The sequence below is a fragment of the Mucilaginibacter sp. P1_A3 genome, assembly GCF_056406855.1.
Genome location: NZ_JBFTZJ010000002.1, coordinates 532778 through 548904 on the forward strand (window position 1 = coordinate 532778; position 16127 = coordinate 548904).

13 protein-coding genes and 1 other RNA gene are annotated in these 16127 nt (G+C 41.0%); 5 read left to right on the forward strand and 9 right to left on the reverse strand.

The genetic code is table 11. The features are described 5' to 3' along the window. Positions 1-91 precede the first annotated feature (91 nt). From ssrA to AC1D0K_RS06370, 3 genes are all read right to left on the reverse strand, one after another. Positions 92-459: a transfer-messenger RNA gene (ssrA, locus tag AC1D0K_RS06360) on the reverse strand. Positions 460-1036: 577 nt separating this feature from the next. Next, positions 1037-2263, reverse strand: a complete 1227-nt coding sequence (locus tag AC1D0K_RS06365; RefSeq protein ID WP_295711904.1) for a pyridoxal phosphate-dependent aminotransferase — start codon at positions 2261-2263, stop codon at positions 1037-1039. 136 nt (positions 2264-2399) lie between these two features. Further along, complete coding sequence (locus tag AC1D0K_RS06370; protein WP_295711907.1) at positions 2400-2798, reverse strand: DUF1573 domain-containing protein; 399 nt, start codon at positions 2796-2798, stop codon at positions 2400-2402. A 136-nt stretch (positions 2799-2934) separates the two neighbouring features. Between AC1D0K_RS06370 and AC1D0K_RS06375 the strand changes: the two genes are divergently transcribed. The 3 genes from AC1D0K_RS06375 to AC1D0K_RS06385 all read left to right on the forward strand — a co-directional run bounded on the left by AC1D0K_RS06375 (position 2935) and on the right by AC1D0K_RS06385 (position 7110). Then, entirely contained in the window at positions 2935-5367 is a 2433-nt protein-coding gene (locus AC1D0K_RS06375) for an alpha-ketoacid dehydrogenase subunit alpha/beta (protein WP_477395047.1), read from the forward strand. A 156-nt stretch (positions 5368-5523) separates the two neighbouring features. Further along, entirely contained in the window at positions 5524-6105 is a 582-nt protein-coding gene (locus AC1D0K_RS06380) for a nitroreductase family protein (protein ID WP_477395049.1), read from the forward strand. Between the two features lie 219 nt (positions 6106-6324). Continuing rightward, the gene (locus tag AC1D0K_RS06385) at positions 6325-7110 is read left to right on the forward strand and encodes a murein L,D-transpeptidase catalytic domain family protein (RefSeq protein WP_477395051.1); all 786 of its coding nucleotides are present in this window, start codon (positions 6325-6327) and stop codon (positions 7108-7110) included. Between the two features lie 49 nt (positions 7111-7159). Here AC1D0K_RS06385 and AC1D0K_RS06390 read toward each other — a convergent pair whose 3' ends face one another. Continuing rightward, entirely contained in the window at positions 7160-8599 is a 1440-nt protein-coding gene (locus AC1D0K_RS06390; RefSeq protein WP_477442980.1) for a L,D-transpeptidase family protein, read from the reverse strand. A 305-nt stretch (positions 8600-8904) separates the two neighbouring features. On the opposite strand from AC1D0K_RS06390, the gene AC1D0K_RS06395 reads away from it, so the two are divergent. Both AC1D0K_RS06395 and AC1D0K_RS06400 read left to right on the forward strand, forming a co-directional pair. After that, positions 8905-9843 carry a glycosyl hydrolase gene (locus AC1D0K_RS06395; protein ID WP_477395055.1) on the forward strand — a complete coding sequence of 313 codons (939 nt, stop codon included), beginning with the start codon at positions 8905-8907 and terminating at the stop codon, positions 9841-9843. Beyond that, positions 9843-10349: a DinB family protein gene (locus tag AC1D0K_RS06400; RefSeq protein WP_477395057.1), complete on the forward strand. Its 507-nt coding sequence runs from the start codon at positions 9843-9845 to the stop codon at positions 10347-10349. The genes AC1D0K_RS06395 and AC1D0K_RS06400 overlap by 1 nt, the downstream gene beginning before the upstream one ends. 5 nt (positions 10350-10354) lie before the next feature. On the opposite strand, the gene AC1D0K_RS06405 is transcribed toward AC1D0K_RS06400, so the two are convergent. From AC1D0K_RS06405 to AC1D0K_RS06425, 5 genes are all read right to left on the reverse strand, one after another. Next, entirely contained in the window at positions 10355-10981 is a 627-nt protein-coding gene (locus AC1D0K_RS06405) for an HAD family hydrolase (protein ID WP_477395059.1), read from the reverse strand. Between the two features lie 14 nt (positions 10982-10995). After that, positions 10996-12222: an MFS transporter gene (locus AC1D0K_RS06410; protein WP_477395061.1), complete on the reverse strand. Its 1227-nt coding sequence runs from the start codon at positions 12220-12222 to the stop codon at positions 10996-10998. 91 nt (positions 12223-12313) lie between these two features. Beyond that, a complete protein-coding gene (gene aroC, locus AC1D0K_RS06415) occupies positions 12314-13408 on the reverse strand; it encodes a chorismate synthase (RefSeq protein ID WP_477442982.1) in 1095 nt (364 codons plus the stop codon). 200 nt (positions 13409-13608) lie between these two features. Beyond that, entirely contained in the window at positions 13609-14916 is a 1308-nt protein-coding gene (gene aroA, locus AC1D0K_RS06420; protein WP_477395065.1) for a 3-phosphoshikimate 1-carboxyvinyltransferase, read from the reverse strand. Positions 14917-14926: 10 nt separating this feature from the next. Continuing rightward, positions 14927-16054, reverse strand: coding sequence for a chorismate mutase (locus AC1D0K_RS06425; protein ID WP_477395067.1), 1128 nt, complete (start codon positions 16052-16054; stop codon positions 14927-14929). Between the last annotated feature and the right edge of the window lie 73 nt (positions 16055-16127).

Genomic DNA, 16127 nt, shown 5'->3' on the forward strand with positions numbered 1-16127 from the left:
AGTAATATCTTTAATTATTTGTCCCCTGAAATGTCCCCTGAAAATTTAAATCCCCGTAAATTGTTAATTTACAGGGATTTAAAAAGATCAATCGTGGAGCCGGAGGGATTCGAACCCTCGTCCAAACATGGTATAAGGTAAGCTTTCTACATGCTTAGCTTCTGTTTAATTGTAGGGAAATGGAAGGTCAGTCGCGTACCTGTACCGTTTTCCTTAGGTGCTTTATCTCACCCGCTATGCACACCTTAAGCAGGCCAGTTTCATTTTTCGATGCCCCGGTTGCCGATCCAATGAAACGTAGAACCGGCGGGACAAAAGCTATTTAATTCTAAATTAAGCAGCTAAGGCGTAGTTATTTTCGCCATTTGTAAGTTTGAGCGTTCAGATTTAAGCGCTAATTCACCCAACGCGCTGCATGCTTACCTACTTATCTCCATCCTGTCAATTCCGGTCGACCCCATTTTTTTGAGTTCGCATTTGCCGGTGGCAGTTTGCTGTTAAGGGTACAAATATAAGTAAAAAGTTGGCTTAGTTAGTTTACAATTTGCAATAATCAAAAGTGTTCGGTTTTTTGAAGGAATACACACAAAGCAAAATTCAATAAAAATAAAATGACTGATAGTCAGCAAATTGAGTGTTCTTGAAAAAAAACAAATTGGTAATTTATTGATAATTAATTAGTTGTGTTTTTAATGGATTGGGTCCGAACACACCCCGAACACCTGCTTTTAAAAAACCGAACACTTGTGTTTAATTAAAAGCCAAAAGATTGATGAGGCATGGGCGGAGGATTAAGCCCATCAGAATCTGTAAATATCTGCTTAATTATGTTCAAAGATGGGCAATAATAAGGCATAAAAATGATTGAATTAATCAAAAAAAGCTAATAATAGACAATGATGTGCGGAGCATTTTTTGAACATGATTACCAGTTTAACAAGGCACAAACAGAAAATAAAGGGAATAATAAACCCCAACTAAACCAAACTAAAAAGCCGGATTTGGTTGGGGTAATTGATGAAGGCGAGCTAAAAAACTATTTGCCAGCCAACAGGTGTTCGCTGCCAACTGTGCGGCCGGGATACACTTTCAGCGCTTCTTCAAGGCAAATCATGGCGCTTTTAAGGTCGTCATTATTAATTACATAAGCCATGCGTACCTCGTTAATGCCTGCACCGGGTGTGCTGTAAAAGCCGGTTGCGGGCGCCATCATCACGGTTTGATTGTTATAGCTAAAGGTTTCCAACATCCATTGGCAAAACTTATCGGCATTGTCAATAGGTAACTGGGCCACCACGTAAAATGCGCCTCCGGGGTTAGGGCAAAAAACGCCGTCTATTTTATTTAATGCTGTAACCAAAGTATCCCGCCTGCTGGTATATTCTTTATTTACAGTTTCAAAATATTCATCAGGAGTATCAACTGCAGCTTCGCCGGCAATTTGTTCAACCATGCCTGCGCTTAGCCTTGCCTGCGCAAATTTTAATGCTGCGCTATGCAGTTCTTTATTCTTGGTAATCAGGCAGCCTAAGCGTGCGCCGCAGGCGCTGTACCGTTTACTCACAGTATCCATTACCACAACGTTCTCTTCCAGTCCGTCCAGGTGCATTGGCGAAATAAATGTACGGCCATCGTAGCAAAATTCGCGGTAAGCTTCATCAGAGAAGAGATATAAGTCATACTTTAGAGCCAGTACCTTTAGGGCATCCAGCTCTTCCTGCGAATAAAGATAGCCTGTAGGGTTATTGGGGTTGCAAATAATGATCGCCTTGGTTTTATTGGTGATCAGTTTTTCAAACTCACTGATGGGGGGCAGGGCAAATCCGTTATCAATGTATGATAGAATGGGTTTTACCACAATATCGCTTTGGCTGGCAAAGCCGTTGTAGTTGGCATAAAAAGGCTCAGGAATGATCACTTCATCACCCGAATCCAAACAAGCCATCATGGCAATGGTAATAGCTTCAGATCCACCCGTGGTAACAATAATATTATCTGGCGTAATGTTATAGCCCAGTTTGTTATAATATTCTGTAAGCTTTTTTCTGTAGCTTAAGGTACCCTCAGACGGAGTGTAGGCCCAAACCTTAAAATCAATATTTTTAATGGCATTCAGCATGCCTTCGGGCGTTTCAATATCAGGCTGGCCAATGTTTAAATGGTACACTTTTTTGCCGTCCAGCTTAGCCTTATCGGCATAAGGTGTTAATTTACGTATAGGTGATGCGGGCATGCGTTGCCCTTTTTGAGATATTTTTGGCATGTGCAAAATTAGTAAAAAGATAGGACAGCTCAATTTATTACCACCCATAAACAAAAAAAGACCCAAATTGGGTCTTCCTTAATATTTTATTCACGCTGTATTTAATAAGTGATATTTGAGCGTAATTGCAGCTTGATTACTTGCTTGAAGCTGGTTTAGCAACAACTTCGCCAATTATATTTAAATATTTCTCGGGCGTAACAGCGTTTGATTTAACTACTATTGTTTTGTTAAATGGCGCGGCAACAGCAGCATTATATGTAATTTTTATGGTGCCTTTATCACCACTTTTTACAGGAGTTTTGGTATAATCGGCAATGGTACAACCACAGGTTGGCCTTACTTCGGTAAGTATAAGTGGCTCTTTACCAATATTGGTAAATTCAAAAACAGTGGTAACGGGGGTACCTTGTGGTATTTTACCAAAGTCGTGTTTTTCCTCGTTAAATTTAAACTCGGCCTTTTGGTTATCTTGTGCCGATGCGGTAAAGGCAAAACCTAATACCACTGCGCAAATCATTAATATCTTTTTCATATGCTATATTTGATTATCACAAATATAAAAGGTTTAATGTAATAACAAAACTATTAGCATTACTTCATGTTTTAATTGTTACTATACCAATTACAGAATAGAATTTTATAATTTTACCGTCTAAACAAAATTTTATATGCCCGAAACTGTAATACGTGCAACCAGTAAATTTGATTCAGCTGAGCTCAGTTTTGATGATTTTAAACAAATTGTGATTGATGATTACCGTATTGGCTACCAAAGCAGGCAAGCCAGTTTAATAGGTAGGAAAGAGGTTTTAACGGGTAAGGCTAAGTTTGGTATTTTTGGTGATGGTAAGGAAGTTGCTCAATTGGCTATGGCCAAAGCATTTCGTGCCGGCGATTGGCGTGCAGGATATTATCGTGATCAAACGTTTATGTTTGCTACAGGTATGAGCAACCTGAAAGAGTTTTTTGCTCAGCTTTATGCTCATCCCGATGTGGAGAAGGATCCTTCATCTGCCGGAAGGCAAATGAACTGCCATTACGCAACCCGTTTTGTGAATGCAGATGGTAGCTGGATAAACCAGGCCGAAACCATGAATTGCTCATCGGATATATCAACCACAGGCGGCCACATGCCGCGTTTGCTGGGTTTAGCCTATGCTTCAAAATTATATCGACAGAATAAAGAACTGGAATACCTTAAACAATTTTCTGTTGATGGTAATGAGGTTGCTTTTGGCACCATAGGTAATGGTGCAACGTCCGAAGGCGTTTTTTTTGAAGCTTTTAATGCAGCCGGTGTATTGCAGGTACCCATGGCTATTTCTATTTGGGATGATGCTTATGCCATTTCTGTTCCGGCCAAGCTACAAACCACTAAAGAAGATATTTCAGAAATATTAAAAGGGTTTCAAAGAGAAAATGGTTCAAATGGTTTTGAAATATTTAAAGTAAAAGGTTGGGATTACATCGCCCTTTGCGAAACATATGCACGGGCAATAAAATTATGCCGGGAAGAGCACGTGCCGGTGTTGATACACGTTATCGAAATGACACAGCCGCAGGGCCACTCCAGTTCCGGTTCGCATGAAAGGTACAAAACTAAAGATCGTTTAAATTGGGAAGATGAGAACGATTGCCTGCTAAAAATGCGTCAATGGATGATAACATCGGCTATTTCAACGCCGCAGGAATTGGATGAACTGGAAGCCGAAGCAAAGAAATATGTGCGTGATTGCCAGCGGGAAGTGGCAAGTGAACTAAACGTTATTATTAGTACCGAACTGGAGGAAGCCGCGAACCTTTTAGAACAGTTTGCCGAAAGCGTTTCAGTTAAAAATACCATTGACGAAATTGTAGATACATTACGCAAATGCTACGATGCCGGGCGTAAAGATATAGTATCAGCTATACGTAAAACACTAAGAGCTACCGTACATGAAAATTCTGCTGAACGACAAATATTGATTGATTGGTTAAATGCCGAAAATGCCAAAAACAAAACCCGCTATAATACCAGGTTGTTTTCTGATACTCCACAATCACCCCTGAATGTTCCGGTAGTACCTGTTACTTATAGTGAGGATGCAAAATTGATTGATGGGAGAGAGGTGTTAAATGCCTGTTTTGATGCCAACTTTGAGCGCGATAAAACTATTGTTGCCTTTGGCGAAGATGTGGGCGCCATTGGTGATGTTAACCAGGGATTCTCGGGATTACAAAGCAAATACGGCGATCTGCGTATCACCGATACAGGTATCAGGGAAACTACTATTATAGGGCAGGGAATGGGCCTGGCTATGCGCGGCTTAAGGCCAATTGCCGAAATACAATACCTTGATTATCTTATTTACGCCATAACAGTTATCTGTGATGATATTGGTAGTTTAAGCTACCGTACTTTCGGTGGGCAAAAAGCGCCGCTCATCATACGTACACGCGGACACAGGCTGGAAGGTATCTGGCATTCCGGTTCTCCATTGGGGATGATATTAAGTTCGATGCGGGGTTTCCATATTTGCGTACCGCGTAATATGACCCAGGCAGCCGGTATGTACAATACCCTACTTCGTGGCGACGAACCCGCGTTGGTTATCGAAAGCCTTAATGGTTACAGGTTAAAAGAAAAGTTACCTGCCAATGTTGGTGAGTTTACCGTGCCTTTAGGTGTGGCCGAAGTAATGAAGGAAGGTACCGATGTTACTGTTGTATCATACGGTTCAACCTTACGCATCGTATTAGAGGCTGCCGAAGAGTTGGAAAAAATGGGCATTCACATCGAAGTTATTGACCCTCAAACACTGTATCCTTTTGATAAAGGGTTTGTTTGCGGAACCTCATTAAAGAAAACCAACAAGCTGCTTGTTGTTGATGAAGATGTACCCGGAGCTGCCTCTGCCTATATCATCCAGCAAATAGTGGAAGGTCAAAAAGGATATTATTCATTGGATTCGCAACCACGCACGTTAACCGCTAAAGAACACCGCCCACCGTATGGTTCTGATGGTGATTACTTTAGCAAACCATCGTTTGATGATATTGTGGAAGCTGTTTATGCCATTATGAGCGAAGCAAATCCTGCTAAATTTCCACCGATATTTTAAAGAAGAATCAAGAATTAAGAGTCAGGAATCAAGAGAAGCGCGCCAGCGATTTATAGGTTTTTGACTCTTAATTCTTACTTATTTCCAAATTACTTCAACAAACAATCCTTTTTTTAGTCCTAATTCTTGACTCTTAACTCTTGATTCTCATTTACCATGCATTCTACAGATTTCGCAACAATATCTAATATCATACAAACCCGCCGCAGCGTTAAGCCCAACATGATGAATGGGCATAAAGCGCCTAATGGTCATATTGCAGCCTTGCTTGAGCTTGCAGATTGGGCGCCAACTCATGGCTTTACAGAGCCCTGGCGTTTTGTTGTATATGAAAACCCGGCGGAGTTTTGCCATCAACATGCCGAATTATACAAACAAAGTGTAAGCCCGGAAGATTTTAACGAAACTGTTTTTAATAATATGTTGCACCAGGGGGATAAAGTTTCGCATGCTATTATTGCCATTATGCAGCGTGGCGATTTGCCAAAAATTCCCCCGTTTGAGGAAGTCGCGGCGGTTTCCAGCGCTGTTCAAAACATACTACTCGGCGCTACTGCATTAAGTATGGCTTCATTGTGGAGTACGGGAGGCTTAATACTAAAACCTGCCATGAAGCGTTTCTTACAATTACGGGATGAGGATCAGGTAATAGGTGTACTATACCTTGGTTATGCAGATCAGCATCCGGAAGGAAAAAGAAACATTCCCCTCGAAAGCAAAATAAAATGGGTAAAATAAAGTAATTAAAACCTTTTTATTTTAGCGTCGTATAAGTGACTCTTAATTTCTTCATTAATAATTAAATTTCATTTTAGTAAAAAAGAATATTAAAATGACTTTTTTTTAAATAGAAAATTATACATTTGTAATTGTTCGGTTCCTAATGCTGTTCAATTCCTAAATTCTAAGCCTGTTACTGATTTTACTATTTGATTAAAATTAAACTCAAAAACAAGTATGAGGAAGTATTTTTGGTGTATAACGTTAGCGGTCTTATTTTTCTCAGCAACCATTATTGGTTGGAGATCTCCGGCTTCGACCAAAATAAAAGGAGGGATAAATTCAAGCCTTTCTGCAAAAGAATTATTTAACCAGTACGTTAATAGCCTATATATTGCAGCTAACTTACAGGAATCAGGATTAACGTTTGATGTGTTTGAAAAAGCGGTTACGGGTTACACTAACTTAAAACTTGCCCATAAACTTTCGCAAAATAACGCAGTGCTTACGGTTGTTGATTTTACCAAATCGAGCCGCGAAAAGCGCATGTGGATCATTAATCTATTTAGCAAACAATTGCTTCTTAATACCTGGGTTGCTCACGGCCAGGGAAGCGGAATGGAAATGGCAAATCAGTTTTCTGATCGTAACGATTCGCATCAAAGCAGCCTGGGATTTTATCTGGCTGATGATATTTATATGGGGAAACACGGCCGTTCATTACGTTTGGATGGTATGGATACAGGGTTTAATATTAGTGCACGTCAACGTGGTATTGTTGTTCATGCTGCAGATTATGTTGGGCAGGACGCAATTAACCAAATGGGACGTTTAGGTCGTAGTTTTGGTTGCCCGGCCGTGTCTCCTGAGGTTGCTGATTTTGTGATCAATACAATCCAGGGTAAATCGGTGTTTTTTATCAATGGTAATGATAATACATATACCTCAAAATACCTTGATGAAACCGCTCCCTTAAACCAGGTTGCGGCCGATACAACATCATTTGATATAACGAAACTTTAAATACTTATCCTTTTAAATTTAATGCCTGGCTTTAATCAGCCGGGCATTTTTATTTGCCCATGATTTTTTGAAGATGAGCGTAAAGTACAATATCCAATCCATATACATCCGGGCGATATTGCAACGTGCCATTTTCGTCTGCCCAACAAGTAACGTAAGTTATATAAATAGGCGTCTTTTTGGGCAGAGAGATGCTTGTAGGTTCGGGGTTATCCTCGCTCATGTCCTTTATTATGGTATCCAGGTCTTCGCCCTCTCCAAAAAGATTTTTAGCCAATGCCTGTGGATCTCCCAATCGCACACAACCATGGCTCACGGCACGCATACTTTGCCTGAAAGCAGCTTTAGCAGGCGTATCATGAAGGTAAACACTGCTCTTATTCTTGAACAGGAATTTGATTTTACCCAATGAATTATCATCACCCGGGCGTTGTTTAAAATCATATTCCAGGTTATCTTTGGTTATGGTCGACCAGTCAATATCTTCAGGATCCTCCACTAAATTGCCGTCTTTATATACATCAATATTTTTGTTTGATAGGTAATACCTGTCTTTGGCTGCTTCAACAATGATCTCTTTGGTGGCTATGCTTTGCGGTATATTCCAAACAGGGTTTACATCAACACTATGTATCAAACTATTAAGCTGTGGCGTTTCGCGCGGAAAAGGTTTGTCAATTTTAGCTGTATCTCCAAACCGGATCAGTGATTCTTCCTTGTTCATGTTACGTCCCTGGCCAACACAAACTTTCATGTTTAATACCGATTTACCATCTTCAAATACATCAAGGCGATAGTCGGGTATGTTAACGTATACATATTTAGGTTCATAAGGTTTATTTCTCCAGCGCAAACGTTCCAGGTTAACCATTAAATAACGTTGTGTTTCTTCTTTTGATAGCCCGGGTAATGCCTCGCCACTAACAAATGCTTTCTGTAAGGCAACATATTGTGGGTTTTTAGGCTGGATACTGTCAAGATAGGCTTGGATGCTGTTAGCTGTAAACACGGCCTTCGTGGATGTACTATCAGGACGTTTGGTTGCCACGAAGTATCTTGAATATATTTTTTTAGGATTGATTACCCCAAACTGAATTGCGTTGGCGTATTTGGTTAGTGTGCTTGCGGTAAGTAATTCCAGCTTTGCAAGGTCATGATATGCTTCATCAATTGTTTTTATCTTCTTATCATCATGAAATTTAGCTATCAAAGCTTTAAGCTCATTAGGGCTAAATAAGCTTGAATCTAATCCGTGTTGGTTAGCTTTATTATAATACTGGGGTATTGCATCCAGATCGCCATTGCTTAAATGGTTTAATACAAACGTAGGTTGATAGTCATTAGCCTTATAATATGCTTCTATAACTGGTTCATTAGCCAAGTTCGATTTTTCGGCAGCCAATTCCTTTTTAAATACTTCGGCATAAGCTTCGGGGTCAACATCTTTAAAAACTTTGTTTTTCGTTATTTTGAAAAGCTCGTCGGCCATTTCAGAGTGCTTTTTTTTACAGCTTTGAAAAGTAAGCGCTAACACAAATAAGGAAAGTAATATTAGGGAGAGAGGGGCTTTATTTGTCGTGACAGAAGGCATAAAAATGTAATTCAGTTAAATACGTGTCATCAATAGCAATAGCCGTACCACAAAGCGTGTAAGTTTTTAATTAAATTTGAAATCAGACAAATTATCAGCAATATTGAACCAATCACCCCAGTCACTACAAAATGAAAAATTGTTTATTGTTCACTTTAATCTGTTTGCTGCCAGTTTGCGCTTTCTCTCAAAGCTTTAAACCAGTGAATAAGAATGCATCCCCTGAGGCAGTTAAGTTATTATCTTTTCTATATGATATCAAAGGAAAGCACATCCTATCGGGCCAGCAGAACTACAATAGTGATCTGAATATATTTTCGGACAGTGCAAAGGCTATTTCCGGACAATACCCGGCTTTGTGGGGATCTGATTTCATGTTATGGGGAGATAAAGACCTTGGCCAGAAACTGGTTGATGAGGCTATAAAGAAATGGGCCGATGGTTACCTGGTTACCATTATGTGGCATGAGGGGCGGCCAATAGACAATCCTCCTTATGATTGGAAGCAAAGTATTCAGGGGAAACTGACAGATGCTCAATGGACGGAATTAACTACACCAAATACACCTTTAAATAAAAAATGGCTTGCAGATATTGATAAGGAAGCCGGTTATCTTAAACAATTGCGGGATGCGCATGTGCCTGTTTTATGGCGGCCATATCATGAAATGAATGGAGTTTGGTTTTGGTGGGGCGATAAAAAAGGCGAGAATGGCATCATAAAGCTTTGGAAAATGATGTATGACCGGTATACCAATTATCACCATTTAAACAACCTGGTATGGGTTTGGGGCGCAAACGGCTTACGTGATATTCCTAAGGATGAAGCCAATGATTATAAGTCGTATTATCCTGGCGCCAACTACGTGGATATTTTAGGATCGGATGTGTACCATTTTGATTATGAGCAGAAAGATTATAATGAATTGCTTAAGCTTGCCAACGGCAAATTAATAGTGCTTGGCGAAACAGGTGAATTACCTAAACCGGAAATTCTTGCGGCGCAACCCGAGTGGGCCTGGTTCATGGTGTGGACAAGTTGGTTATGGACAGATAATACGCATGATAGGGTAAAAGAGATTTATGGACTACCACAAACCCTAAATCATGATGAAGTTAAAACAATGCTCCAAAAAAAATAATGGCAAATAAATTACCGGAAGTTTGGCTCCGTGGCCCTTTAAGCAATATGCCCTCCCTGGTGCAACCGGTGGCGCATGCACTCCTGCAGGCCAGGGAGGAGCTGAATGAATTGATGAACAAATTTCCTGAAGCCTTATTGTGGAATAAAGTTGCAGGCATGGCGTCGCCTGGATTTCATTTGCAACATTTATCTGGGGTATTAGACCGGCTTTTTACATATGCAAAAGGTGAAGGACTTATCGAACAACAGTTGGAGTATTTATCGGGTGAAGGAAAACCTGCTGAAAATATAACAGTGACAGTACTTGTTGAACAATTTAACTTGCAGGTTGATAAAGCGTTAAAGCAATTGTATGAAACAGACGAGTCTGTATTAAAAGAGGTGAGGGGAGTAGGTCGCTCGCAAATTCCGTCAACCGTTATCGGCCTTTATACGCATGCTGCAGAGCACACTATGCGGCACTTGGGGCAGCTATTAGTTACTGTTAAAGTGCTTACCGTTTAATTCAATCAGGAGAATATTACAACTGCATCTTTGAGGTTTTTTGACGAGTGCGTTGCCGGCGCATTTTGATGCCTGCTTTCGGGATCGAATAAAAAGGTATCAATACCTAAAGAAATTGCCGCTTTTATTTCTGATTCAGGATCATCGCCGATAATCAACAATTCTTCGGGCAGGTAATTGTGAGCATCCATTATCATGGTGAAAATATCTTTTTTAGTGGTGGCGGATACTTCGGGATCAACAATGTAAATTGCTTTAAAATCGTCTTCGATACCTAAATGTTTTATTTTGCTCCACTGCAATTTGGTAAAGCCTGTAGTTACTAAAAACTTATCTATTTTAATTTCACTGATATATTTATACTCATCATAAGGTTGCATAGGCAGGGAGTATTCAAGATTTTTAAGCATTTCAAGACCCTTGTTCTTTGCCGCGTCGCTAAAATTGAATTTTTCAGCAACCTGGTGATAAGGCCTTCTTTTCATTTCCTCTTTTACCTTTTCTACCTCTTCCAAACCTATTTCTTCGGCAAGGCTATCCACAAATCCGAAAACTTTATTAAATAGGTTATCGGCAATTGAACTTACCGGGTATATAGTATTATCGAGGTCTAATATGATAGCTTTTTTCATGTTAAATAGATTGATCAGTGATGATGGCCGCTGCTTTGTTTTTTTATATTGAATTTTTTCAAAAAATAATATCCGGTGGATACAAACAGGCACACGGCTCCCAATATCCACCACAAGGTATCAAAGCCGCCATAAGCGATGATCTGGCTACCTGCTGCCGGCGCAATGATTTGCGCCGCAGACCATGACATACTGTAGAGCGCGGCATACTCGCCACGATTACTGTTGGTGGTGCGGCTGAGCCAAAACGTATTCATAAAAGGCATGCTGATAATTTCGCCAAGGGTCATCAGCGATACAATGAATATAGCAACAAAAGCCGTATGAGGCAGTATGTTTAATAACACAAAGCTTAACCCCGAAACTAAAACACCTATCCTGATGTAGGTGAGCGGATCTCTTTTGCCATCTAATTTATGCACCAATATCATCTCAATAAGTACAATGATTATTCCGTTTAACGCCAGCAAAAAACCTATAAACCTGACGCTAAAATGCCATTGAATTTTATAAAATACAGGCTGCATTATAAAAAACTGGAAAAAACAGATGGAGAATAATGTTCCCAGGGCGATAAATACCAGGTAAATATGATCAGAGTAGGCAGATTTTGCTACGATGACTTCTTTAATGGCTTCTACCGATTTCCTGATCTTTGAACGGGGCATTAACGTTAATAGTAATAATCCGGCAAAAATATTGGTACAGCCATCAACCCAAAAAAGCGAATGATAACTGTATGAAGCTAATAAGCCGCCCAGGCCACCGCCGAATGCCCAGCCCAGGTTGGCAGCCAAGCGGTTTAAAGAATAGGAGCGGGTTGTATTTTGTTCGCTGCTATAATGCGCTATTGCGGCGGAGTTTGCTGGTCTGAAGGATTCATTACAAATGCTCAATATAAAAGTGCCTATACCCACACTTATGAATGTATGCTGAAAACCTAAAATAATAAACATGACGCCGCCGAGCAGCAAAGCGCCAACCTGGATATCATAAAAACCAATTTTATCTGATAGCCGCCCGCCAATAAATGCGCCCGTTATAGCGCCGACGCCAAAAATAGCCATGATCCATCCCGATTGCACAATGGTGAAATGTAGTTGTTGAATGGTGTAAATGCTCATAAAGGGCACAACCATGGTTCCGCTCCGGTTAATAAACATTACCAGGCTAAGGTACCAGCTGTTTTTAGAAAGTCCGCTATAGGCTTGTTTGTATGATTGGATGAGAAGGGTAAGCATTTAATCAAAGATAAATATAAGCTTAAAACCAAAAGCAAAAAGCCCAAAGCTTTTTTGCTTCGGGCTTGTAATAAATTTAGATTCAGGATTTTTAGCCTAAAATGGAGTTCCTGTTTCTTAGCCAATGATCGGCTAACACCAAAGCAGCCATAGCCTCAACAATAGGAACAGCGCGAGGCACCACACAAGGATCATGACGGCCCTTGCCCGATATTTCGGCAGCATTGCCTTCGCTATCAATGGTGGCCTGGTTTTTCATAATAGTAGCAACCGGTTTAAATGCAACTTTAAACTCTATTGGCATACCATTACTGATACCTCCCTGGATACCACCAGAGTAATTGGTAATGGTACTCACCGTACCTAAATGCGATTTAACAAAGATGTCATTGTGCTCAGAACCGCGCATTTCGCTGCCGGAAAAGCCTGATCCAAATTCAAAACCGTGTACAGCGTTAATACTCAACATGGCTTTACCCAAATCGGCATGCAGTTTATCAAATACCGGATCGCCTAAGCCAACGGGGCAGTTTTTGATGTAGCAGCTTACTTTACCGCCAACGGTATCACCATCTTTGCGTACGCTATCAATAAATTCAATCATTTCTTCGGCAGTAGCCGGATCGGCACAGCGAACAATGTTTTTTTCACGTTCATCAATAAACTCCTGGATGGAGTTTATTTCTACATTGGGTGCATTTATCTTCCCAACGCTGCTTACGTGTGCGGCAATCTCTATACCCTGGCTTTTAAGCAATAGCTTTGCCAATGCCCCTGCAGCAACCCGCGCCGCAGTTTCACGTGCTGAGGAACGACCTCCGCCACGGTGATCACGAATGCCATATTTGGTTTGATAGGTGTAATCAGCATGCGACGGGCGGAAAACATCCACATTATGGGTGTAATCCTTTGAACGCTGGTCTTCATTCGGGATCAGCATGGCAATAGGGGTACCTGTGGTTTTACCTTCAAATACGCCCGATAAGATTTTTACCGTATCGCTTTCTTTACGTTGCGTAGTGATTTTTGATTGACCGGGTTTGCGTTTATCCAGCTCGCCTTGTATATAATCAAGATCAACTACCAACTGTGCCGGGCAGCCGTCAATTATTACCCCAATAGCTTCGCCATGCGATTCGCCAAAAGTGGTTATTCTGAATATTTGCCCGAATGAATTACCTGCCATTTTATTAGATATGAGATGTTATAATTAATACGTCATTGCGAGGTACGAAGCAATCTCTTTGCTATACAGAGATACTCTACAAGTACGAACTGCCTGTGTAGAGATTGCTTCGTACCTCGCAATGACGGTAGGGTTTATGGGGGTTCGCATTTTGCCTTAAACCTTTCGCCTTAAACCTTTTGCCTTTCGCCTTTCCCCCTTTACCCTTGCGTTTCCTCCACTGTAAACCCTTGTTTTTCAAGATCAGTCCAAAAAGCGGGATATGATTTGTCAACTACCGGCCCGTTCTCAAATTCCAGCTGAGAAATTATCAAAGCAAGTGGCGCAAAAGCCATTGCCATACGGTGATCATGGTAGGTGTTGATAAACATACGCTCCGGAATAAACTTTTCGCTGCAATCCAATTTATAAACCTGACCTTTTTCGATCAGTTTAACGCCCATTTTTGCCAGTTCTGTTTGAAGGGCCAGGATACGGTCGGTTTCCTTAATCTTTAAAGTTTCAAGGCCTGTAAATGTGGCTTCATGACCTAACGCTGCGCATACAACAATAACTGTTTGCGCCAAATCAGGGCATTCCTTCATATCAAAGATCTTCCTGCTTAATGGTTTGGCCTCTTTCAACAAATGCACACCACCATCTTTAAACTGCGACGTGATGCCAAAGTTGGCCATGATCTCGGTGATCACGCTGTCGCCCTGTAGGCTGTAAGGTGTTAAGCCGGTCAGGAATAATTCGGCTTCATCTGCTAAAGCAGCAATAGCGTACCAGTACGATGCCGCGCTCCAATCGGGCTCAATGTATAATGATGTTGTTGCAAAGTCCTGATTTGATATTGCAATGACGTTATCTGTCCAAACGTGCTGTATATTCGCACTTTGCAACATTGCTAAAGTCATTTCAACATATGGGCGCGAAGTTAGTTCGCCCTCAATATGTAGTTCCAAACCAAAAGGCAGTCGGGCAGCGATGAGTAACAGGGCCGTAATGTATTGACTGCTAATGTTACCTTTAATACTGATCTTACTAGTGAGCTGCTCGAAACTGCCTTTTAGTTTTATAGGAGGATAGCCCTCTTTTTCTTCATAATCAATATGGGCACCCAGTTCCCGCAACGCATCAACCAATACACCAATTGGCCTTTCCTTCATCCTTTGACTGCCGGTTAAAATTACTTCATCATCCTGAATAGCATAATAAGCAGTTAAAAAGCGCATAGCCGTACCGGCAGGGCCGATGTCAACCAGGTTCGGGGTTTCTGTTGCGGGATGCGGGGTAGCTTCATCGCCTGCCAAAACCTCTTGATTCCGGGCTCTTGATTCTTGACTGTTCCTTAAAATCCCTGCCAATAACACGGCATCTGCCGCATCTGAAACATTCTCTACCCGTACCTTGCCGTTGCTTAACGCTTCAATAACAAGTGCCCGGTTACATTCGCTTTTGGACCCGGTAAGATTTACCGTGCCACTTATTTGTTTATTGCTTTTATTCAGGATGATGTTTTGCATCACTATATAATTATGCGTGTGTTAGTTTTTCTGCTGCTTGTCCGGCTTCGCTGGTGTTCATGATAGCTGTTTGTCTGCTGATAGATTCGGCATGTAAAAGCTCCAATAATTTCTCAGTAAACTCGTCGCCTAATTTTAGAGCTTTTGCATAGTTGGTGCGTTTTTGAAGGATCTCGTCCCAACGGCCAACTTGTAAAATGGTAATGTTGTTGTCTTTTTTGTATTGACCGATCTTGTCAGCAATCTGCATACGCTCTGCAATTTTTTGGATAACTAAATCGTCAATTTTGTCGATCTGGTTACGTAATTCGGCCAGTTTATCGTTTACTTCTGCGTTACGGATCTCTGGTTTACGTAAAGCTAAATGATCAATGATATCTGCAAGGGCAGCAGGAGTAACCTGTTGTTTGGCATCTGTCCAGGCTACGCTTGGGTCAATATGCGATTCGATCATCAAACCTTGCATATCAAGATCTAAGGCTTTTTGTGATATGTAACCTATCAGATCGCGGTTACCAGAGATATGGCTTGGATCGTTAATGATAGGCAATTCAGGAGCTAAAGTTTTTAAAGCGATAGCGATATCCCACATTGGCTCGTTACGGAAAGCAGATTTTTCATAAGATGAAAACCCGCGGTGAATAGCAGCCAATTTAGTAATACCTGCATTGTTGATACGCTCTAAAGCGCCAACCCATAAAGAAAGATCGGGATTTACCGGGTTTTTTACCATCACCGGGATATCAACACCACGTAAAGCATCAGCAATTTCCTGTACGGTGAAAGGGTTAACTGTTGAACGGGCACCAACCCATAAAATATCAACACCTGCTTTTAAAGCCTCTTCAACATGCTTACCTGTTGCTACTTCAATAGCAGTTGGCAAACCTGTTTCTGCTTTAGCGCGTTTTAACCACTCTAAGCCAATACTGCCGATACCTTCAAACTCTCCCGGACGGGTACGCGGTTTCCAGATGCCTGCACGTAAAGCAGATACTTTACCAGTTTGGGCTAATAAATGAGCTGTGGCAACTAACTGATCTTCAGTTTCGGCACTGCAAGGGCCTGCTATTACCAATGGTTCTTTACCGGTTTTAATCCAGGTATGAAGCGGCTGTATGTTTAAATTTAGTTTCATCGTTTTATTGTTTGTCCGGCTTTTTGATTTTATAAGTCGGGGTTGTTATTATATTTTTTGCTTGTTTAATTAT